Source organism: Flavobacterium saccharophilum (assembly GCF_900142735.1).
GTDB lineage: Bacteria > Bacteroidota > Bacteroidia > Flavobacteriales > Flavobacteriaceae > Flavobacterium > Flavobacterium saccharophilum.
In genome coordinates this window covers 862298-882635 of sequence record NZ_FRBY01000001.1, presented here as the reverse complement: position 1 = coordinate 882635, position 20338 = coordinate 862298, and the positions used below count along the sequence as shown (strand labels likewise).

The following is a 20338-nucleotide window of genomic DNA, read 5'->3' as shown; positions in this document are numbered from 1 at the left end:
ATAAAATTAAACCGCAATTTATAGTAAATCTCATTAACAAAAAAACCGTAATTACATCGCTGCAATTACGGTTTTTCCTTTATAACAATTTTCTTTAATCTCTGGTTTATACCAAACCTGCTGCAATTAAATATTCAGCAATTTGGATGGTGTTTGTAGCTGCTCCTTTTCTTAAGTTATCAGCAACAATCCACATGTTTAAGGTGTTTGGCTGGCTTTCGTCACGACGGATTCTTCCAACAAAAACATCATTTTTACCTTCTGCATAAAGTGGCATTGGGTATGTAAAGGTATCTAAATTATCCTGTACCACTACTCCATCAGTATGGTGTAAAATTTCACGAACTTCGTTTACATCAAAATCATTTGTAAACTCAACATTAACCGCTTCGCTATGTCCTCCCACAACAGGAACACGCACTGCAGTAGCTGTAACTCTGATAGTGTTATCACCAAGAATTTTTTGAGTTTCACGCACTAATTTCATTTCTTCCTTAGTGTATCCGTTTTCTTCAAAACTATCACAATGTGGAATTGCATTTCTGTGAATTGGATATTTGTAAGCCATTTCACCCTGAATTCCTGCGTATTCGTTTTCTAATTGTCTTACTGCTTTTACACCAGTTCCGGTGATCGATTGGTAAGTAGAAACTATGATTCTTCTGATGTTGTATTTTTTATGCAAAGGAGCCAATGCCAATACCATTTGAATAGTAGAACAGTTTGGGTTTGCAATAATTTTATCTTCTTTTGTCAATGTCGAAGCATTGATTTCTGGCACTACTAATTTTTTTGTAGGATCCATTCTCCATGCAGAAGAATTATCAATAACAGTTGTTCCGGCTGCAGCAAATTTTGGTGCCCATTCTAATGAAGTATCACCTCCGGCAGAGAAAACCGCAATATCAGCTTTCATATCAACTGCTGTTTGCATTCCTACTACCTTATATTTTGTTCCTTTATATTCAATTTCTTTTCCTACTGACCTTTCAGATGCAACAGGAATTAATTCTGTAACAGGAAAATTTCTTTCCGCTAAAACTTTAAGCATTACTTCGCCAACCATACCAGTGGCACCTACAACCGCTATTCTCATTTTTATATTTTTAGTATGAATTAAATCTAAATTATAATGCAAAAGTATACATAATAAAAGTGAAAACAAGACGCTTCACAAAAAATAACAAAATGTTATAAATTAAACAAAAGCAAAAAAACCGCCCCAATTAAGGAGCGGTTAAGTTAGACTTAGTGTAGCGGTATATATATTATATTATTGTTTATTTTTTAACAGATCTCTAATTTGTGTAAGCAATTCTTCCTGAGTTGGTCCGGCTGGTGGTGCTGCAACAACTTCATCCTTCTTCTTCACTTTATTTATTCCTTTAATAATTAAGAACAATACAAAAGCAACAATTATAAAGTTAATTACAGCCGAAAGGAACAGACCATATTTTACTCCTCCAAAAGCGGTTAACTCTTCAATGGTAGATAAATGCGCCGCATCTAAAGCCGGTTTCAATAACAATGGTGTAATTACATTTTCGATAAATGAGCTTACAATTTTACCAAAAGCAGCTCCAATGATTACACCGACAGCCAGATCAACCACGTTGCCTTTCATTGCAAATTCCTTAAATTCTGAAAAAAATCCCATAATTGTATATTTAGTAGTGATTAATAGATATCGAAAATACGTAATTTTCTTTAAAATCCCAGTAAACTATCGGAAAAATACCCTTTTTACACGTTGCGAAATACTCGTTAAAATTTCATACGGAATGGTTTTTAAAGCCTCTGCCATCTCCATCACTGTTGGGCTTTCGCCGAAAATAATAACCGAATCTCCTTCTTTACAATCAATTTCGCTTACATCTACCATTAACATATCCATACAGACACTTCCAACAATGAATGCTTTTTGATTTTTTATCGTAACATACCCAACCTGGTTTCCCCACAATCTCGAAATACCATCAGCATAACCAATTGGAATTGTGGCGATTTTAGTTTCTTTATCTGCCATAAAACGCCGACCGTAACCAACGCTATCACCGCCCGGAATTGTTCGAACCTGAGAAATAATAGACTTTAATGTACTAACGTTTTCTAAATATTTTTGTTCCGATGGATCATTGGAAACACCATACAAACCGATTCCCAACCGAACCATATTATATTGCGCATCAGGAAAATTGCTTATTCCGGAAGTGTTCAGAATATGCCGAATAGGATTAATATTTAATTCTGAAATTAATTTAGAAGATAATTTTTCGAATAAATTTATCTGAGAAATCACAAAATCATAATGTTTCATTTCGTCGCTTGTTGCCAAATGAGACAAAGCACTTTTAACCTTTACGGTTGTATTTCCTTTTAAAGTTGCAATTAATTCTTCAAGCGTATTTTCTTCAAAACCCAAACGATGCATTCCTGTATCTACTTTTATATGAATAGGAAAATCTTTCAGATTCTTTTCACGTGCAATCTTCAAAAAAGCATTTAATCCTTTTATACTATAAATTTCAGGTTCTAACTGATATTGAATAATGGAAGGAAAACTGGTCGATTCCGGATTCAAAACCATAATGGGTAATTTAATTCCGCCATTTTTCAACGAAATTCCTTCATCGGCGAAAGCCACACCTAAATAATCTACTTTATGATGCTCCAGTAATTTTGCAATTTCCAAACCGCCATTGCCATATCCAAAAGCTTTTACCATTACCATGATTTTTACTTCGGGATTTAATTTCGCTTTAAAGAAATTCAGATTATGACTAATGGAATCTAAGTTAATTTCCAGAACCGTTTCATGCGTTTTTTCTTCAAGTAATGCAACGATTTCTTCAAACTGAAATGATCTTGCACCTTTAATCAAAATCGTTTCATTATTGAAATCTAAACTATCGAACTTCGAAATAAATTCGGCTGTATTTTCAAATGTAATAATGTTTGGAAATTTGGCTGCAAAAGAGGTAATTGTCTTTCCAATTCCAATTACACGATTAACTTTATTATCAGCAATGAGTTGTGCTACTTTTGAGTATAATTCTTCATTTGAAAAACCGCTTTGGAAAATATCCGATAAAATAACCGTTTTCGTTGCGTTCTTCTTTTGTTGGCTTTCCAAAAAATCCAGCGCAATTTTAAGCGACTGGAAATCGGAACTGTAACTATCGTCAATTATACTGCAATTATTGATTCCATTTTTCACTTCCAAACGCATTTTGACCGGATATAGCATTTTCATGCGTTCCTGAATCGTTTCAAAATCGTAATTAAAATAAAGCAGAACCAATAAACAAGAAATGGTATTTTCAACCGAAGCTGAATCACTAAACGGAATTTCTAAATCAAAAAATTCATTTTGGAACTGATACTGAACAATGGTTTTTTCATTTCTGCTTTCTTTTTCCAGAATAAAAACATCTGCCGTACGATCAGTAAAACTCCAGGAAAAAAGAACTCTCTCGTTTACTGGATATTCTGCACAAAATGCCTTTAAACATTGATCAACAAGTTCATTTTTTTGATAAATAATAACTTTTGATTGTTTGAAAAGCAATAGTTTTTCTTTGATTTTCTGCTCCAACTTTTCAAAGCCTTCATCGTGTGCTGGCCCAATATTGGTTAAAACACCAATGGTAGGCCTGATGATATTTTCGAGTTTGCCCATCTCATTTACCGTCGAAATTCCGGCTTCGAAAATACCTAAATTATGTTTTTCGTTAATGGCAATTACAGAAAGTGGAACACCAACCTGAGAATTATAACTCTTAGGACTTCTAATAATATTATAATCGGGACTTAATAAAAAATTAAGCCATTCTTTTACAATTGTTTTTCCGTTACTTCCTGTTAATCCTATTATGGGAAAATCAAAAAGATCACGATAATAACCTGCGAATTGCTGCAAAGCTTTAAGCGTGTTTTTTACCACCAAAAAATTGGCTTTTCCTTCGCTGTTTTTTGGAATGTGATGCACCACAAAATTCTGAACACCTTTTTCTATCAACTCCGCAATATATAAATGAGCATCATTATTAGCGCCTGATAAGGCAAAAAATAATGTTTGTGATCCGTTTTGCAACGAACGGCTGTCAATAGAAATATGATCAATAAAAATATCAGTGTCAGGACCTGTACATTTGGCGTCTAGAACTGAGATTAGGTTTTTTAAATTTATGCTCATTTAGAAAGTTTCTTTTGTCAAATTTAGAAAAAGGTTTGCCACGAAATTCACAAATTTTCACTAATTATTCGATTCGAATAAAAGTAAACAGGAAAAAGGTTTGCCACGAATTATCACGAATTATCACGAATTATTTTTCACGCAGATTTAAAAAAGATTTTAGCAGATACACGCAGATTTCATTTATTAAATCAATAAAATCTGCCTGAATCTGCAAAATCTGCGTGAAAAAATAGTAAGCGAAGATTAAAAAAAGTTAGCAACGGCCAGGGCGACAGTAAATAAACAATTGCAATACTATCCAAGAATTATTATATTCTTTTTTTTGCACTGCTTTAAAATGTTTTAAAGATAATTTGTGAAAATTTATATATTTCGCGGCAAAAAACATTATTATATTTGTTGAAAACCACAAAAGTATAGCGTTTTGAAAAAGATACTTCCACTATTCTCCTATATCCTGCATCCGATTTTTATTTCGATATATGCTACCTTGTTTTATCTATTTTGCAAGGGAGATATTTTTACCAATCAGGAGAAATATTATGTGTTGTTCCAGATCTTAATTATAACTTTTTTAGTTCCGGTCTTATTTTTCCTGTTACTTCGCTCAACAGGACACGTAAATTCTGTAATGGTTCCCGAAACATCGCAACGCAAAATTCCACTCGTTTTACAGTGTTTTTTATATATTCTTCTGGTAAAAAGAAGTATCGTAATTGCACGTTATCCTGAACTTCATTTCTTTTTTCTGGGTGCCTTATTCAGTACAATTCTAGCTTTAATATGCTCGCTTTTCAAAATAAAGGCAAGTCTGCATATGATGGCGATCAGTGGCCTGACCATTTTTGTAATTGGATTAAACATGCATTTACAAATGCAGAATCCTTATTGGGGCGCTCTACTGATCTTAATGACCGGTGTTGTGGCGTCTTCAAGATTAGAAATGGAAGCCCACACGCCTAAAGAAATAATGATTGGCTTATTACTGGGTGTTTTACCGCAGTTATTGTTTTTATATTTGTGGCTATAGAATATAAAAAACCAATCCCAGGTTTAATGTTCTCATATTGACACTGTCTCCGTTTATCGTCTTTACCGTCGATTTATACAACGGATTTAAACCATAATAGGCATAAATATTCCAGGTATTATATCCTGCTGAAATGTAAGCTCCGTATTGGAAATCATTTAAGTCTGGATTATTCTGAATTTTATAAGTATTCTCTCCGTCTTTCAAAACAGATTTTGCGGCAAAAACATAACTGAATTTTATTCCTGTATAAATTCGCCAGAATTTTGTACTATCAAAAGTCGAGTTTCGCCATCTGAATTCTATCGGTAAATCAACTGAATATTGACGAAATCTATTAGAAACAAATTCGTCATAATCGTTAACACCATAAAGTAATGTCCCGTCAGTAGCTGTTGAAACCGTTAGATTTTGATAATAATTTTGGTAGCTTATTCCCAATCCTGGTGCAATGGCAAAAGTTCTTTTTTTATTGATGGGAAAGTCACGTAAAAAACCTCCCGAAAATCCGGCAGAAAATTTATCTTGTTTTAAGCCCGGAGGTCCCTGAACTAATAGATTATAGGTTATCGTAAAATACAACTGATCTTCACGATATAAAGAGTCAATTTTAACCACTGGTTTTATTTCAGGTTTCTCTTCTTCCTGCGAAAAAGCATTGAAAAACGAAACTAAAAACAAACAACTTAAAAGGAATCGCATATCGTATTTTGGTTTTAAAGAGGTTCTCAAATAAACGTTTTTTAGCGTTGATTTATTTCACACAAATATAATATAATGCCACTTCAGGATACTATTTGAAAGCAATTATTCTCTTTTTCACGAAGAATAAAACCATTTACTGCACTATTTTCAACAAATCAGCAACAGAATCCAAAAAATGAATCAATTTTTCATTGCTCTTTTATACCTTTGTCCTGCATGAAAAAAAAGCAGCTCCTATTAAGTGTTTCCTTCGCGCTGACGATATTGTTTTCAATATTGTTTCAGTCGATACACAGTTATGAGCATATTGTAAAGCAACTTTCAGAAAAACAATGTCATCACGATTATAATGATCCTCAAGGTGAAATAACGCACCAGCATCATAATTATGATTTGTGTTATGTTTGTCATTTTGCTTTTGGAAGTTATATTCTTCCTGAAGATTTTGCTTTTCAATTTCGCACTTTTCACAAAGAAATCCCTTATTTCTTTACCGTTTCTGAGAGTGTTTTTTCGTTTTCAGGAAGCGCTTATTTATTGCGTGGACCACCAGCTATTATAGTTTCTTAGATTTCGAACTACTCGAAATAAAATCAAATTCTTAATTATAAAATCCGAAAAAATAAATTTTCCATCTTAACATATGTTAGGATTGGCAAGTTTGCTTTGATTGCTGATTTTATTTAAAAGAAAAAATCAATTAAACTATAGCATCATTTTCAAATGAAAAAAATCATATTAGCCCTTATTTTAGGGTTTTCGAGCCTACTTTCTGCTCAAAATACTGTTACGGGAACCGTTACTGATCCTCAGAATCAACCCTTACCGGGCGTTTCTGTTTATGCGCCGGAATTACACAAAGGGACAACCACTGACGCAAACGGAAAATACGAATTTACCAATCTTCCAAACGGAAGTTTTAGGGTTGCTTTTACTTTTGTTGGTTTTACGACTCAAAACAAAACCATCTCTAAATTATTAAAAGAAAACACTTTAGACATCACGCTTTCAGAATCTGTTTTTGAAATGGATGAAGTTGTGGTTTCTACTCCTTTCAACAAACTGCAATCGCAAAACGTTATGAAAGTCGAGCATGAAAGCATCAAAACCTTACAGCAAAAGGGAACTTCCACTTTAATTGAAGGTTTGGCTACAATTCCGGGAGTCTCTCAGATTTCTACTGGAACATCTATCGGAAAACCGGTTATTCGTGGTTTGAGCGGGAATCGTGTTTTAGTTTATTCGCAAGGTGTTCGTATCGAAAATCAACAGTTTGGAGATGAACACGGATTAGGGTTAAACGATGCCGGAATAGAAAGTGTCGAGGTCATCAAAGGACCGGCTTCTTTATTATATGGCTCTGATGCTTTGGGCGGTGTATTGTATTTCAATCCTGAAAAATTTGCTGACGAGAATACTTTTAAAGCTAATTTCAGTCAAAAATATTTCACGAATACAGAAGGAAGCAATTCTTCTATTGGATTAAAAACATCGACGGATAATTGGAAATTTCTAGCCAGAGGAAGTTTTAACACGCACTCTGATTACAAAATTGCCGATGGTGACCGTGTAACCAATTCACGTTATAATGAAACCGATTTTAAAACGGGAATTGGATATAGCAATTCAAGTTTCTCCAGTGTTTTGAGATACAACTATAATAAACTGGATCTTGGAATTCCGGAAGACGGTATTGCAGAACAATCATCAAGCAAAAACACCATGTTTCCGAGACAGGGAATCTTCAATCATTTATTGAGTTTAAACAATGTCATCTTTTTTGAAAACTCAAAGTTAGATGTTGATTTAGGCTATATCGCCAATGATCGAAGCGAATTTGAAGACAGCAACGATGCTTCTTTAAGAATGAAATTGAATACTTTCAATTACAACGCAAAGTATCATTTCCCGAAAATGGGCAAAATTGAAACGATTTTAGGTGTTCAGGGAATGCATCAGACCAATACTAATTTTGGTGAAGAATTTTTGATTCCGGATGCTACGACAAATGATTTTGGTGTTTTTGGAACAGCCAACTACGAATGGAACAACAGTGTTTTACAAGCCGGATTACGTTTTGACAATCGAAATATAACTTCTGAAGAACACGGAATCACAGGCGAAGAAGGTTATTTTCAGGCTTTAGACCGATCTTTTGACAGCTTTAATGCTTCTTTGGGATATAAAACCAAACTAGCAGAACCTTTAACACTTCGATTGAATGTAGCAACAGGATTTAGAGCACCAAATTTAGCCGAATTAACTTCAAACGGAGTTCATGAAGGAACGAATCGTTACGAAATTGGAAATCCAAATTTAAAAACAGAGCAAAACGTTCAAACTGACTTAAACTTAGAATATAAAAATTCGCACTTTGAATTCTTCGTAAACGGATTTTACAATCACGTAAACAATTATATCTATACTTCACCAACCGGAGATGTTATTGATGATAATGACGTTTTTGCTTATATACAGGATAACGCACAATTGTATGGTGGTGAAGCAGGATTACACTTTCACCCGCATCCGTTAGACTGGTTGCATTTTGAAACAAGTTTTGAAACGGTAACAGGTAAAAAAGATAACAAAGATTATTTACCTCTAATTCCGGCTAATAATTGGAACAATACCATTAGAACGGAATTCAAAATCAAAGATTGGTTCCAAGAAGGCTTCGCCACTTTAAATGTTTCTTCCACTTTCAAACAAGACAATGTAAGTGGCTTTGAAACGGCCTCAAAAGGGTACACTTTGGTAAACTTAGGTTTTGGTGGAACCGTAAAATTGGGTAAAACTGCTTTTGATGTTAACCTGAACGGGAACAATTTGTTTGATAAAGAATATATCGCGCACCTTTCAAGATTAAAAACAGACGGTATTCCTAATATTGGAAGAAACATTGTTTTAGGAGTGAATTTTAATCTATAACTTTTCACTTAACCGCAACGAACGCTATGCAATTACGCAAGGTTCGCAAAGCTTTGTTTTAAACTTTGCGAACCTTGTGTAAAACACTTTGCGAACCTTGCGGTTAAATATTTATCATCTAGCAAAAAATGCTATTTTTGTTACAACCGTTAAACTTAAACCATGAAAAAAACATTTCTAATAATGGCTATTACAACTGCAGGAATTTCTTTTGGACAAAATAAGATTCAATATCCGGAAACAAAAAAAGGTGAAACTGTCGATGTGTATTTTGATACAAAAGTAAACGATCCGTATCGTTGGCTTGAAGACGACAGATCTGCCGAAACAGGAGCCTGGGTACAAGCTGAAAACAAAGTTACTTATGCCTATTTGGATAAAATTCCGTTTCGTGATGCACTAAAAAAGCGAATGGAAACACTTTGGAATTATGAAAAAATAGGAGCTCCCTCTACAGAAGGAAAATATACGTACTATTCTAAAAACAACGGACTTCAGAATCAATCGGTAATCTACAGAAAAGGTTCTGATGGAAAAGAAGAAGTTTTCTTAGACCCAAATACTTTTTCTAAAGATGGAACAACTTCACTTGGTGGAATGGATTTTTCTAAAGACGGATCAAAAGCTGCTTATTCTATTTCTGAAGGTGGAAGCGACTGGAGAAAAGTGATTATTATAGATGCTGTTTCTAAAAAAGTTTTGGAAGATACTTTAGTGGATGTAAAATTCAGTGGAATCTCATGGCACGGTAACGAGGGATTTTATTATTCAAGTTATGACAAACCAAAAGGAAGTGAATTATCAGCTAAAACAGATCAGCATAAATTGTATTTTCATAAACTGGGAACTTCTCAAAAAGACGATAAACTTATTTTTGGAGCAGATCAGAAAAGAAGATATGTTGGCGGTTATGTTACGGAAGATGATCGTTATTTAGTGATTTCGGCTTCGAATTCTACTTACGGAAACGAACTTTATATTAAAGATTTAACTGTTGCAAACAGTCCAATTGTGACTATTGTCGATAACTTCAACAGCGACAATTCCATTATCGAAAATGAAGGAAGCAAATTGTTTATCGAAACCGATTTAAATGCACCAAACAAACGCGTTGTTACTGTTGATGTAAGCAATCCAAAACCAGAAAACTGGAAAGATTTCATCAAAGAAACGCAAAACATTTTATCGCCTTCAACAGGTGGTGGATACTTTTTTGCCAATTATACAAAAGATGCCGTTTCGCTTGTACAACAATACGATTATAGCGGAAAATTAGTTCGTGAAATCAAACTTCCGGCAGTAGGAACAGCAGGCGGATTTGGAGGAAAAAAGCACGAAAAAACTTTATATTACAGTTTTACAAACTACACTACTCCAGGAACAATTTATTCATTGGAACCAAAATCAGGTAAATCTGAAATTTATCAAAAACCGGTGGTAGATTTTAAAAGTGAAGATTACGAATCTAAACAAGTTTTCTATACTTCAAAAGACGGAACAAAAATCCCGATGATTATCACTTATAAAAAAGGATTAAAATTAAATGGTAAAAACCCAACGATCCTTTACGGTTACGGTGGATTTAATATTAGTCTGACACCGGCTTTTAGTATTGCAAATGCCGTTTGGATGGAAAATGGTGGCGTTTATGCTGTTGCTAATTTAAGAGGTGGTGGTGAATACGGAAAGAAATGGCACGATGCCGGAACTAAATTACAAAAGCAAAATGTGTTTGATGATTTTATTGCGGCGGGCGAATATCTTATAGCTCAAAAATATACCTCATCAGATTTCTTAGCGATTCGTGGGGGTTCTAACGGAGGTTTGTTAGTTGGAACTGTAATGACACAGCGCCCTGATTTAATGAAAGTAGCATTGCCTGCAGTAGGTGTTATGGACATGTTGCGTTACCATACGTTTACAGCTGGTGCAGGATGGGCATATGATTACGGAACTGCTCAGGATAACAAAGAAATGTTTGAATATTTAAAAGGGTATTCTCCTGTTCAAAATGTAAAAGCTGGGGTTAAATATCCAGCAACAATGGTTACAACCGGCGATCATGATGACCGTGTGGTTCCGGCACACAGTTTTAAATTTGCTGCTGAATTGCAGGAAAAACAAACTGGTGACAATCCTGTTTTAATTCGTATTGATGTAAAAGCAGGTCACGGAGCAGGAAAATCGGTTGCAGCCTCTATTCAGGAAAATGTAGATGTACAGGCGTTCACGCTTTACAATATGGGCTTTACTGCTTTGCCAAAAAAGTAAATAAAGCTTAAGTTTTTTTAGCCACGAATTCACGAATTAATATTGATTTTAATTCGTGAATTCGTGGCTAATTTTTTCAAGACTGCCTAGAATTTGTTTCACGCAGATTCTGCAGATTTAGGCAGATTAATTTGATTTTAAAAGAAAAAAAATCTGTGTGCATCTGCTTAAATCTTTTTTAAATCTGCGTGAAAAAATAATTCATGAATTCGTGGCGAACCTTTTTTAAATAATCCTTTTCGCTTAAATTTGAAAAACTAAAAAACCGAAAGATGAAAATCATAAAATGGGGCATTATAGGCTGTGGAAATGTAACCGAAGTTAAAAGCGGTCCCGCCTTTCAAAAAACTCCAAATTCAGCGTTAGTGGCCGTAATGCGAAGAGATGCCAAACTTGCCGAAGATTATGCCAAACGTCATAATGTACCAAAATGGTATTCAAATGCTATAGATTTAATAAACGATCCGGAAGTTGATGCGGTTTATATCGCTACTCCTCCATCTTCTCATAAAGAATACACTATTTTGTGCGCCAAAGCAGGAAAACCTGTTTATGTTGAAAAACCAATGGCTTTGACATTTGAAGAATGCAACGAGATGATCAGCGTCTGTAAAGAACATAATGTCCCTTTGTTTGTGGCTTATTACAGAAGAAGTTTGCCAAGATTCTTAAAAATTAAAGAGCTAATTGATCAGAACAAAATTGGAACTATACGACATGTAAACTGTGTTTTATATCATCCCTTTGAACAGCGTTATGATGACGAAATTAATTTGCCGTGGACGGTTTTACCACATATTTCAGGCGGTGGCATATTTGTCGATTTAGCTTGTCATACTTTAGATTTTCTTGATTTTATTTTAGGCCCGATCCAATCCGTTCGCGGTCATGCAAGTTCACAGCTTAAAGCATATCCTGCCGAGGATTCAGTTTCAATGTCTTTTTTATTCGAAAACGGAATCCATGGAACTGGTTTATGGAACTTTGCCAGTTTTGAGCGTTATGACAATACTGAAATTGTGGGTGACAAAGGAAAAATTTCGTTTTCTACTTTCGGAAATGACCCTATTCATATACAATATGTGAATGGCGAAAAAGAAAGTATTACGATTGAAAATCCGATTCATATTCAACAACCACTTATTGAAACTGTAGTTGCAGAACTTTTAGGTAATGAAGGTGTAAATCCTTCAAAAGGAACTTCTGCGGCCAGAACGAGCTGGGTTATTGATGAAGTTTTGAAGGAATTTAGGAATTCGAAATAGAAATAATTCGATACAGTTCTGTCATTTCGACCGAAGGGAGAAATCACACTAGTTGCTCGCCAAAGATTAAAGATTTTGATTACGGAATTTCTTGTGTGATTTCTCCCTTCGATCGAAATGACAAAAAAGCTTAAAACAAAAAAAGAGGATATTCATTTGAATATCCTCTTTTTTTATAAACTATAAATTCTTAAAAATTATAGGCTGTATTTAAGACCTAAAGTCAAACCTAAACCTGAGATTCCAACATAAGAACTTAATTCGTCCATTGCATCATTTGGACGTGTAGTATCTGTCGCGTCTGTTGTTGTTGTTGTATTAGGATTGAACAAAGGGTTATTAGAATTTACATCTAATTTTTCGTGATAATTTGTATGAATTTGAGCAGTAGTTCTAGTTGCTAAAGCATCTTGTCCATTCACTGTATATTCTGTAGTTTCTTTAGTTTTTCCGTGTACAGTAAAGTTACGGTATTCCAATTCAGCAAAAGCAGAAATGTGTTTTCCTAATTTATAAGATGTACCTAAAGCAGCCATAAATCCAATTGTTGGATTTGGTTTTACTACATCTTTAGAGTAAATATTAGATGTGCTTACTACATTATTACCAACATAAGATACTAATTCTCTATCAGTTTTAATATCTAATGTACCGTGAATTGGAACAATAACTCCAACTTTAGTGTAAGGTTCAAAACCATGAGCCTCACCTAAAAACATTACAATAGCTGGTGCTAAATCAAAAGCTTTAATTTGCCCATCTGCTGTGAAACTGATGTAAGTAGCTACGTTATTTGCAGGGTTAAAACCATAAAGTCTATCAGTAGTTTGCGCCATTGTTTTGCTATTACTAATATAGTAGTTAGCAGACATCTCAACTCCTAAACGAGTAGAAAAACGGTAACCAGCAGTAATTCCAGATCTGAAACCTTGTCCAAAAGAACCTGTAATAGCCTCTCTTGAAACCAATTTATTATTTGTTAAAGTACCTTCATAAACATCTCTGTTTGGTGCCTGACCTCCTACTTCTGGAAATTCAGTCGAAGCAGTTTGGTTGAAATAAGATCCGCCTAATTTAAAATACCAGCTTTCTGGCTTATCTGCTTTTTCTGTTTGCGCCATTGTGGCCATAGAGCAAACTAATAATCCTAATAAAAATAGGTTCTTTTTCATAATTCTGATTTAATTAATTTATGCAAACATAAAATATTTTAACATATTTTTTTGGTTTGCAAAGTTAGACTTGGAACGAAAACGTTGTAATTTCGGGCAATATTACTAAAAAAGTATTATGCATGCATATTTTTAACATAAAAATTTTACATAATTCTAAAATTTAACTGTTAAAATTTAATTCAGTTTAAAATTTATCTGAAGTTTTTCTAATTCCTGCAATAACTCTGTCGAAATCCTTACTTTTAATCTTCTGCTCGGCATTGTCAGTTTGGTTACTACCTTAATTTCCTCAACCTCTTTTACTTCCTGAATTTTAGTTTCTTCTAATGGTGAATCTGTATCTTCGCTTTCATCTACAAAGACAGCCTCTTCGGTTTCTTCAAAATCAGTATTGGTTTCAACCTCAACCAAACGTTTTATTTTTTCTAATTCCATGATTTCAAAAGTCACCGAATTATCTCCTTTATAAGCATTAAACAAATGACTCAGCGTATGAATAAAATCTGTTTGTAAATCTTTAATATTCAACAACAGTATCAATTTTTTTGCAAAAGCCTCCAATACATCCTGTAATTGTCTAACCTCAACAAATGTCAGTCTTGGATCAGACTTTTTACCTGTATCGTGATTTACCCAGCCATCTTTTATTAAAATCTTCAAATAAGCAAAGTTATTCTGAATCAGGAAATGCCTGAACTTTAAATATTCTTCACCAAAAATCTTAAACTCATAACTTTCATCATATCCTTCTAAATTAAATACCGCCCAGCCTTTTCCGTTTTTGGCTACACGGTGCTGCACATTATTAATAATTCCGGCAAAATTTAGATTTTTCCCCACATATTCATTCATACTTTTCAGCGCTTCTAATCGGGCGTTGCAGAAGTATTTCATCTCAAACCTAAAATCGTCCAAAGGATGTCCCGAAATATAAATCCCGACAACTTCTTTTTCCTTCGCTAATTTTTCCATGGTACTCCAGTCTTCACATGGGGGTACAACAGGTTCTGCTATTTGCACTTCGCTGGCTTCACCAAATAAACTTACCTGAGATGAATTTTCATTTTCCTGAAACTTCGATCCATAACGCATCGCCTTTTCATAAAAGGTAATTCCGTCACCATCATCATGAAAATATTGTGCTCTGGTTGTCCCTTCAAAAGAATCAAAACCTCCTGCTAATGCTAAGTTTTCAATTGCTTTTTTATTGGCTGCACGCAAATCAATACGTTTCGCTAAATCAAAAATCGATTTATATCTTCCGTCCTTTCTGTTTTCTACAATTGTTGCTACAGCTCCGGAACCAACTCCTTTAATAGCGCCCATTCCAAAACGAACAGCATAACTATCGTTTACAGTAAATTTATAATACGATTCGTTTACATCCGGACCTAAAACCTGTAAGCCCATTCGCTTACATTCTTCCATGAAAAACGAAACCTGCTTGATATCGTTCATATTATTCGAAAGTACCGCGGCCATATATTCTGCTGGATAATGCGCTTTTAAATAAGCTGTTTGATACGCAATCCAGGCATAACAAGTCGAGTGCGATTTGTTGAAGGCATAACTCGCAAATGCTTCCCAGTCTTTCCAGATTTTCTCTAAAACCTTTGCATCATGGCCTTTTGCCGATGCTTGCTCAACAAACTTAGGCTTCATTTTATCAAGTACATCCTTTTGTTTCTTACCCATCGCTTTACGCAAAACGTCGGCCTCACCTTTTGTAAAGTCAGCCAGCGACTGCGACAAAAGCATTACCTGCTCTTGATAAACTGTAATTCCGTAGGTTTCTCCTAAATATTCTTCGCAGGCATCTAAATCGTATTTGATTTCTTCATCACCATTTTTTCTTCGAACGAAAGACGGAATATATTCTAAAGGTCCCGGACGGTACAAGGCGTTCATCGCAATTAAATCTCCAAAAACCGTAGGCTTCAGATCTTTCATGTATTTCTGCATTCCGGGCGACTCATATTGGAAGATTCCAACTGTTTCTCCTCTTTGGAAAAGTGCATACGTTTCAGGATCATCAATAGGAAATGTATCGGGATCCAGATCAATATTGGTTCTATATTTTACCAGTTTAACGGTATCTTTTATCAGCGTAAGGGTCTTCAGACCCAAGAAGTCCATTTTCAGCAATCCGGCACTTTCAGCAACCGAGTTATCAAACTGTGTTACATATAAGTCGGAATCTTTTGCAGTTGTAACCGGAACGAAATTCGTAATATCCGAAGGCGTAATGATTACCCCACAGGCGTGAATTCCGGTATTTCGCATCGATCCTTCCAGGATTTTTGCCTGTTGAATGGTTTCTCCGGCCAAATCATCTTCATTGGCAATGGCAATCAATTCTTTTACGTTATCAAATTCATCTGAACGAAGTGCTTTTTTAACCTCATCTTCGTTTTCAGAAATAAAACGCGCCAAATTCCATTTTGACGGCATCATTGCCGGAATTAGTTTGGCAATTCTATCGGCTTCAAATAAGGGTAAATCCAATACACGCGCCGTATCACGAATCGCTGATTTGGTTGCCATTTTACCATACGTGATAATTTGCGCCACCTGATTTTTTCCGTATTTGTTGATTACGTAATCCATAACACGACCGCGACCCTCATCATCAAAGTCGATATCAATATCGGGCATGGATACACGATCCGGATTAAGGAAACGCTCAAAAAGCAAATCGTATTTAATCGGGTCAATATTTGTAATTCCCAAACAATAGGCTACCGCAGAACCGGCAGCAGATCCACGTCCCGGACCTACCGAAACATCCATTTTTCTGGCTTCGGCAATGAAATCCTGAACGATCAAAAAGTAACCTGGATATCCGGAATTTGAAATCGTTAACAACTCAAAATCCAAACGTTCCTGAATCGATTCTGTAATTTCGCCATATCTTCTTTTGGCACCTTCCATAGTAAGGTGTCGCAAATATTTATTTTCACCTCGAACACCGCCATCAGCTTCATCTTCAGCAACAACAAATTCTTCCGGAATATCAAATTTTGGAAGCAATACATCACGATAAAGTGAATACCCTTCAACCTTGTCGACAATCTCCTGAATATTGATAATCGCTTCGGGCAAATCAGAAAAGAGTTTTTTCATCTCTTCTTCCGACTTGTAGTAATATTCCTGATTTGGCAATCCGTAACGATAACCACGGCCACGACCAATTGGCGTCGCCTGTTTTTCACCGTCTTTTACACACAATAAAATATCATGCGCATTGGCATCTTCTTTATTTAAATAATAAGTATTATTGGTCGCTATTAATTTGACGTTGTGTTTCTTAGAAAATTCAATCAGCGTTTTGTTTACACGATTTTCATCTTCCTGATTGTGGCGCATGACTTCCAGATAGAAATCATCTCCAAATTGTTCTTTCCACCAAATCAAAGCTTCTTCGGCCTGGTTTTCACCGATGTTCAGAATTTTACTTTGGATTTCTCCGTATAAATTCCCGGACAAAACCATGATATCTCCCTTATATTTTTCGATGATATTTCGATCAATTCTCGGAACATAATAAAATCCATCTGTAAAAGCGATCGACGACATTTTTGCCAAATTGTGATAACCGGCTTTATTTTTAGCCAATAACACAACCTGGTTTCCGTTGTCTTTTTTGCTTTTATCTAAGTGATTCTCACAAACATTAAATTCACAACCTACAATTGGTTTTATTTCGGTTTCAGTTGGCTCCTCGCCAGCTTCAACCAAAGCTTTGTTTTTTCCGGAGGCTGCTTTATTGTGGTTCATAACGGCGCTCACAAAGTGGAAAGCTCCCATCATGTTTCCGGTATCGGTCATCGCAACGGCTGGCATTCCGTTTTTGGCTGTAGCCGCAACAATATTTCCGATTCCAATAGTCGATTGAAGAACCGAAAACTGTGTATGATTGTGTAAATGCGCGTATTTAGCTGCTTTAAAATCTTCTCTCTCAGAATGAGAAACTGTAGTTTCTTTACCAGTAGATTCTAAAGCTTTTAACTGCTCTCTGATTTTGTCAGAAGCCGCTTTTAAATTGATGTGTTTTAAACCGATTAAAGGGAATTCCTGCGGATTTCTCTCTTGAAATTCCTTGAAATAATCCTTCGGAACATCTAATTCTTCTTTGGTAAAAACCTCTCTTCTAATTAACTCTAAAAAGCAACGTGTAGTTGCCTCAACGTCGGCAGTTGCGTTGTGTGCTTCCGCGAAAGGTTTATTAAAAAGATAGCTGTGTAATTCTGTTAAGGTTGGTAATTTGAATCTTCCTCCACGACCTCCCGGAAGCTGTAATAACGAAGCCGTAACTTCGGTACAGGTATCCAAAACCGGCATCGTACTCATTGGAGAATCCACGCCCATTCTATGGAATTCAGCGCCCATAATATTGACGTCGAAACCTAAATTCTGCCCCACAATGAATTTGGTTTTGCTTAAAGCGATATTGAATTTCTCCAAAACTTCGGCCAGCGTGATTCCATCGGCTTCAGCCAATTCGGTAGAAATTCCGTGAATACGTTCGGCGTCATACGGAATATTAAATCCGTCCGGTTTTACCAAATAATCCTGGTGTTCGATAAGCTGTCCCATTTCGTCATGGAGCTGCCATGCAATCTGGATACAACGAGGCCAGTTGTCAGAATCGGTAATTGGGGCATCCCAGCGTTTTGGTAATCCGGTTGTTTCGGTATCGAATATTAAATACATAGGTTTTGTAAAAAGACAATTTTTAAATTCCAAATTCCAATTCTTACCATTGTAAATCATTGATTATATGGACTATGAAAAACGATATGTAGAATATGGAGGAAGTCCAAATTTACGCTTTTTTTTGGGAAAGAAAATAGATCAATCAACTATTATTGGATCGTTATTTTCAAAGATAATACACGTTAAATTTTTGTTAAAACAAGCAATGTCTTTCTAAATTTTCTTTCTTTACATTTATAACACTGAGAAACCAAATGTCTTCAAATCAACAAGGATTTACCAAAACGATATTAATTTTATTATTATTTCAACATTTATGCTTTTCGCAAACTAGCAATAAAGGAATCGTTTACTACGGACAAATTGAAAGCAGTTATTTTGGAAGTAAAAATGGTAAAGAACGCCTGGCAACTTTAGTTTTTAATAAAAAAGAATCCAGTTATGTGAGCCAAAAAGACTCTTTAGATGCATTAATGAATAATTTTCCAAATAGACAAGGAGGAACTACACTTTATACAGCCGGGCTACCTGCTACAGAAAACGGAAGCCAGGTATTTACCAGTTTACAAAAAGATAGTGTTTGGTGTAGTTTTTTAAAAAATGGCCTTCAATATGTCGCTGAAAAGAAATTTAGCTTTAAATGGAATTTACAAAATGAAACCAAAACCATAGGTAAATTTACTTGTCACAAAGCAACTTCTCAATTCAGAGGGAGAACATATATTGCCTGGTATACTCCCGAAATCCCTCTTCCATATGGTCCCTGGAAATTACAGGGATTGCCTGGATTAATCCTGGAAGCCTACGATAGCAGCGAAGAGGTTTATTATTATTTTAAAAGTATTGAATACCCCACAGTCAATAAAACTGGAATTGATTTTATAAAAAGCAATAATCGGAAGCCCATAAAATGGTTAAACAGAAAAGAATACATGCTATTTTGCGAGGAGTATTTGCAAAAAATGTATGAAAAAATGTTAATGGCCGATAAAGAAGCTCCAACTTCATCTCCATCAGAAAAGGGAACAATAGAGCAAAATTTCAAAGAAATTACAGAATGAAATTTTAAACTTTTTTTAATTACGCTTTCATAAACCTAAAATTTAAAGCTTATTAACAAATTGAAAAACAGCATAAAGCTTTCTAAAAATGAAAAAAACAATATTCCTTCTAGCCTTTCTAAATTTTTTGATAAGTACCGCTCAAAATAAAGGAATCATTTATTATGGTCACATTGAAAGCCCCGGGAAAGGTGGCCCTGTCGGGTTAGATTTTAACGCCTACTTAGTTTTTGATAAAAGTCAATCTTACTACGTAACAGCAAAAGATTCTTTAGAAAATGAAAGAAACATTGAAAATCAAAAAATTAAAAAAACAGATGGTCAAATAACAGAAATCTATGTTGGAAAACATACACTTACACAAGGAAAACAAGTTTATTACAATCGAGAAAAAGATAGCATTTGGTGGAATAAAAAATACCAGTCGCCAGTTTATGGAATAGAAAAGAGGACTAAAATTCCTTGGAAACTAATTAATGAATCAAAAAAAATTGGCAATTTCCTTTGCAAAAAAGCAACCGGAACATTCAGAGGCAGAGAATATACGGCTTGGTATTCAACAGAAATTCCGCTTCCATATGGGCCATGGAAACTTCAAGGTTTGCCTGGATTAATTTTAGAAGCATATGATACAAATAAAGAGTTATACATCTATTTTAAAGCTGTCGAATATCCGGTGAAAAAAAATATTGACTTGCATCCAATTAAGAAAACTAAAGAAGATAAAAACTTAAAATGGATATCAACAAATGAATATAATGAATTATTGAAGTCAATTGTTGAAAAAGGCAAAACAAAAGCCGTGTTAATGGCAAAGGAATATGGTGTAAATGTACAATCTGGAGAAATGAAAGATATTAGTATAGAAGTATTCGATTAAAATGCAAAAAAATATTCTTTTTACCATACATCGGTTCGGTAGAAACTACTAGTAGTGATCCTGCTGACTGGCAACGTATGGTAAACGCGCTTTGCAATATGTAGAA

13 protein-coding genes are annotated in these 20338 nt (G+C 34.9%); 7 read left to right on the top strand and 6 right to left on the bottom strand.

Annotated features, from left to right (window positions below; all coding sequences use genetic code 11):
- Positions 1-106: 106 nt before the first annotated feature.
- From BUA98_RS03680 to BUA98_RS03670, 3 genes are all read right to left on the bottom strand, one after another.
- Entirely contained in the window at positions 107-1096 is a 990-nt protein-coding gene (locus BUA98_RS03680) for an aspartate-semialdehyde dehydrogenase (protein WP_072970597.1), read from the bottom strand.
- A 177-nt stretch (positions 1097-1273) separates the two neighbouring features.
- Positions 1274-1657 (bottom strand): large conductance mechanosensitive channel protein MscL, encoded by a 384-nt coding sequence (gene mscL, locus BUA98_RS03675; protein ID WP_072970264.1) that lies wholly within the window; start codon positions 1655-1657, stop codon positions 1274-1276.
- 66 nt (positions 1658-1723) lie between these two features.
- Positions 1724-4195, bottom strand: coding sequence for a bifunctional UDP-N-acetylmuramoyl-tripeptide:D-alanyl-D-alanine ligase/alanine racemase (locus tag BUA98_RS03670; RefSeq protein WP_072970263.1), 2472 nt, complete (start codon positions 4193-4195; stop codon positions 1724-1726).
- A 427-nt stretch (positions 4196-4622) separates the two neighbouring features.
- Between BUA98_RS03670 and BUA98_RS03665 the strand changes: the two genes are divergently transcribed.
- Entirely contained in the window at positions 4623-5228 is a 606-nt protein-coding gene (locus tag BUA98_RS03665) for a hypothetical protein (protein ID WP_072970262.1), read from the top strand.
- Here the strand turns inward: BUA98_RS03665 and BUA98_RS03660 are convergent.
- Positions 5223-5960, bottom strand: a complete 738-nt coding sequence (locus tag BUA98_RS03660) for a porin family protein (RefSeq protein ID WP_317614826.1) — start codon at positions 5958-5960, stop codon at positions 5223-5225. The genes BUA98_RS03665 and BUA98_RS03660 overlap by 6 nt on opposite strands.
- Before the next feature lie 189 nt (positions 5961-6149).
- Here BUA98_RS03660 and BUA98_RS03655 point away from each other — a divergent pair, with 189 nt between their 5' ends.
- The 4 genes from BUA98_RS03655 to BUA98_RS03640 all read left to right on the top strand — a co-directional run bounded on the left by BUA98_RS03655 (position 6150) and on the right by BUA98_RS03640 (position 12400).
- On the top strand, positions 6150-6503 hold the full coding sequence (locus BUA98_RS03655; RefSeq protein WP_072970261.1) for a hypothetical protein: 354 nt from the start codon (positions 6150-6152) through the stop codon (positions 6501-6503).
- A 153-nt stretch (positions 6504-6656) separates the two neighbouring features.
- Complete coding sequence (locus BUA98_RS03650) at positions 6657-8864, top strand: TonB-dependent receptor (RefSeq protein ID WP_072970260.1); 2208 nt, start codon at positions 6657-6659, stop codon at positions 8862-8864.
- Positions 8865-9026: 162 nt separating this feature from the next.
- Complete coding sequence (locus BUA98_RS03645) at positions 9027-11135, top strand: prolyl oligopeptidase family serine peptidase (protein WP_072970259.1); 2109 nt, start codon at positions 9027-9029, stop codon at positions 11133-11135.
- Positions 11136-11407: 272 nt separating this feature from the next.
- Complete coding sequence (locus BUA98_RS03640; protein ID WP_072970258.1) at positions 11408-12400, top strand: Gfo/Idh/MocA family protein; 993 nt, start codon at positions 11408-11410, stop codon at positions 12398-12400.
- 197 nt (positions 12401-12597) lie between these two features.
- On the opposite strand, the gene BUA98_RS03635 is transcribed toward BUA98_RS03640, so the two are convergent.
- Together BUA98_RS03635 and dnaE are read right to left on the bottom strand one after the other, a co-directional pair.
- Entirely contained in the window at positions 12598-13572 is a 975-nt protein-coding gene (locus BUA98_RS03635; RefSeq protein ID WP_072970257.1) for an outer membrane beta-barrel protein, read from the bottom strand.
- A gap of 177 nt (positions 13573-13749) precedes the next feature.
- Positions 13750-18288: a DNA polymerase III subunit alpha gene (dnaE, locus tag BUA98_RS03630; RefSeq protein WP_072970595.1), complete on the bottom strand. Its 4539-nt coding sequence runs from the start codon at positions 18286-18288 to the stop codon at positions 13750-13752.
- 257 nt (positions 18289-18545) lie between these two features.
- On the opposite strand from dnaE, the gene BUA98_RS03625 reads away from it, so the two are divergent.
- Entirely contained in the window at positions 18546-19352 is an 807-nt protein-coding gene (locus BUA98_RS03625) for a GLPGLI family protein (RefSeq protein ID WP_072970256.1), read from the top strand.
- A gap of 88 nt (positions 19353-19440) precedes the next feature.
- The gene (locus tag BUA98_RS03620; RefSeq protein ID WP_072970255.1) at positions 19441-20232 is read left to right on the top strand and encodes a GLPGLI family protein; all 792 of its coding nucleotides are present in this window, start codon (positions 19441-19443) and stop codon (positions 20230-20232) included.
- Positions 20233-20338 lie beyond the last annotated feature (106 nt).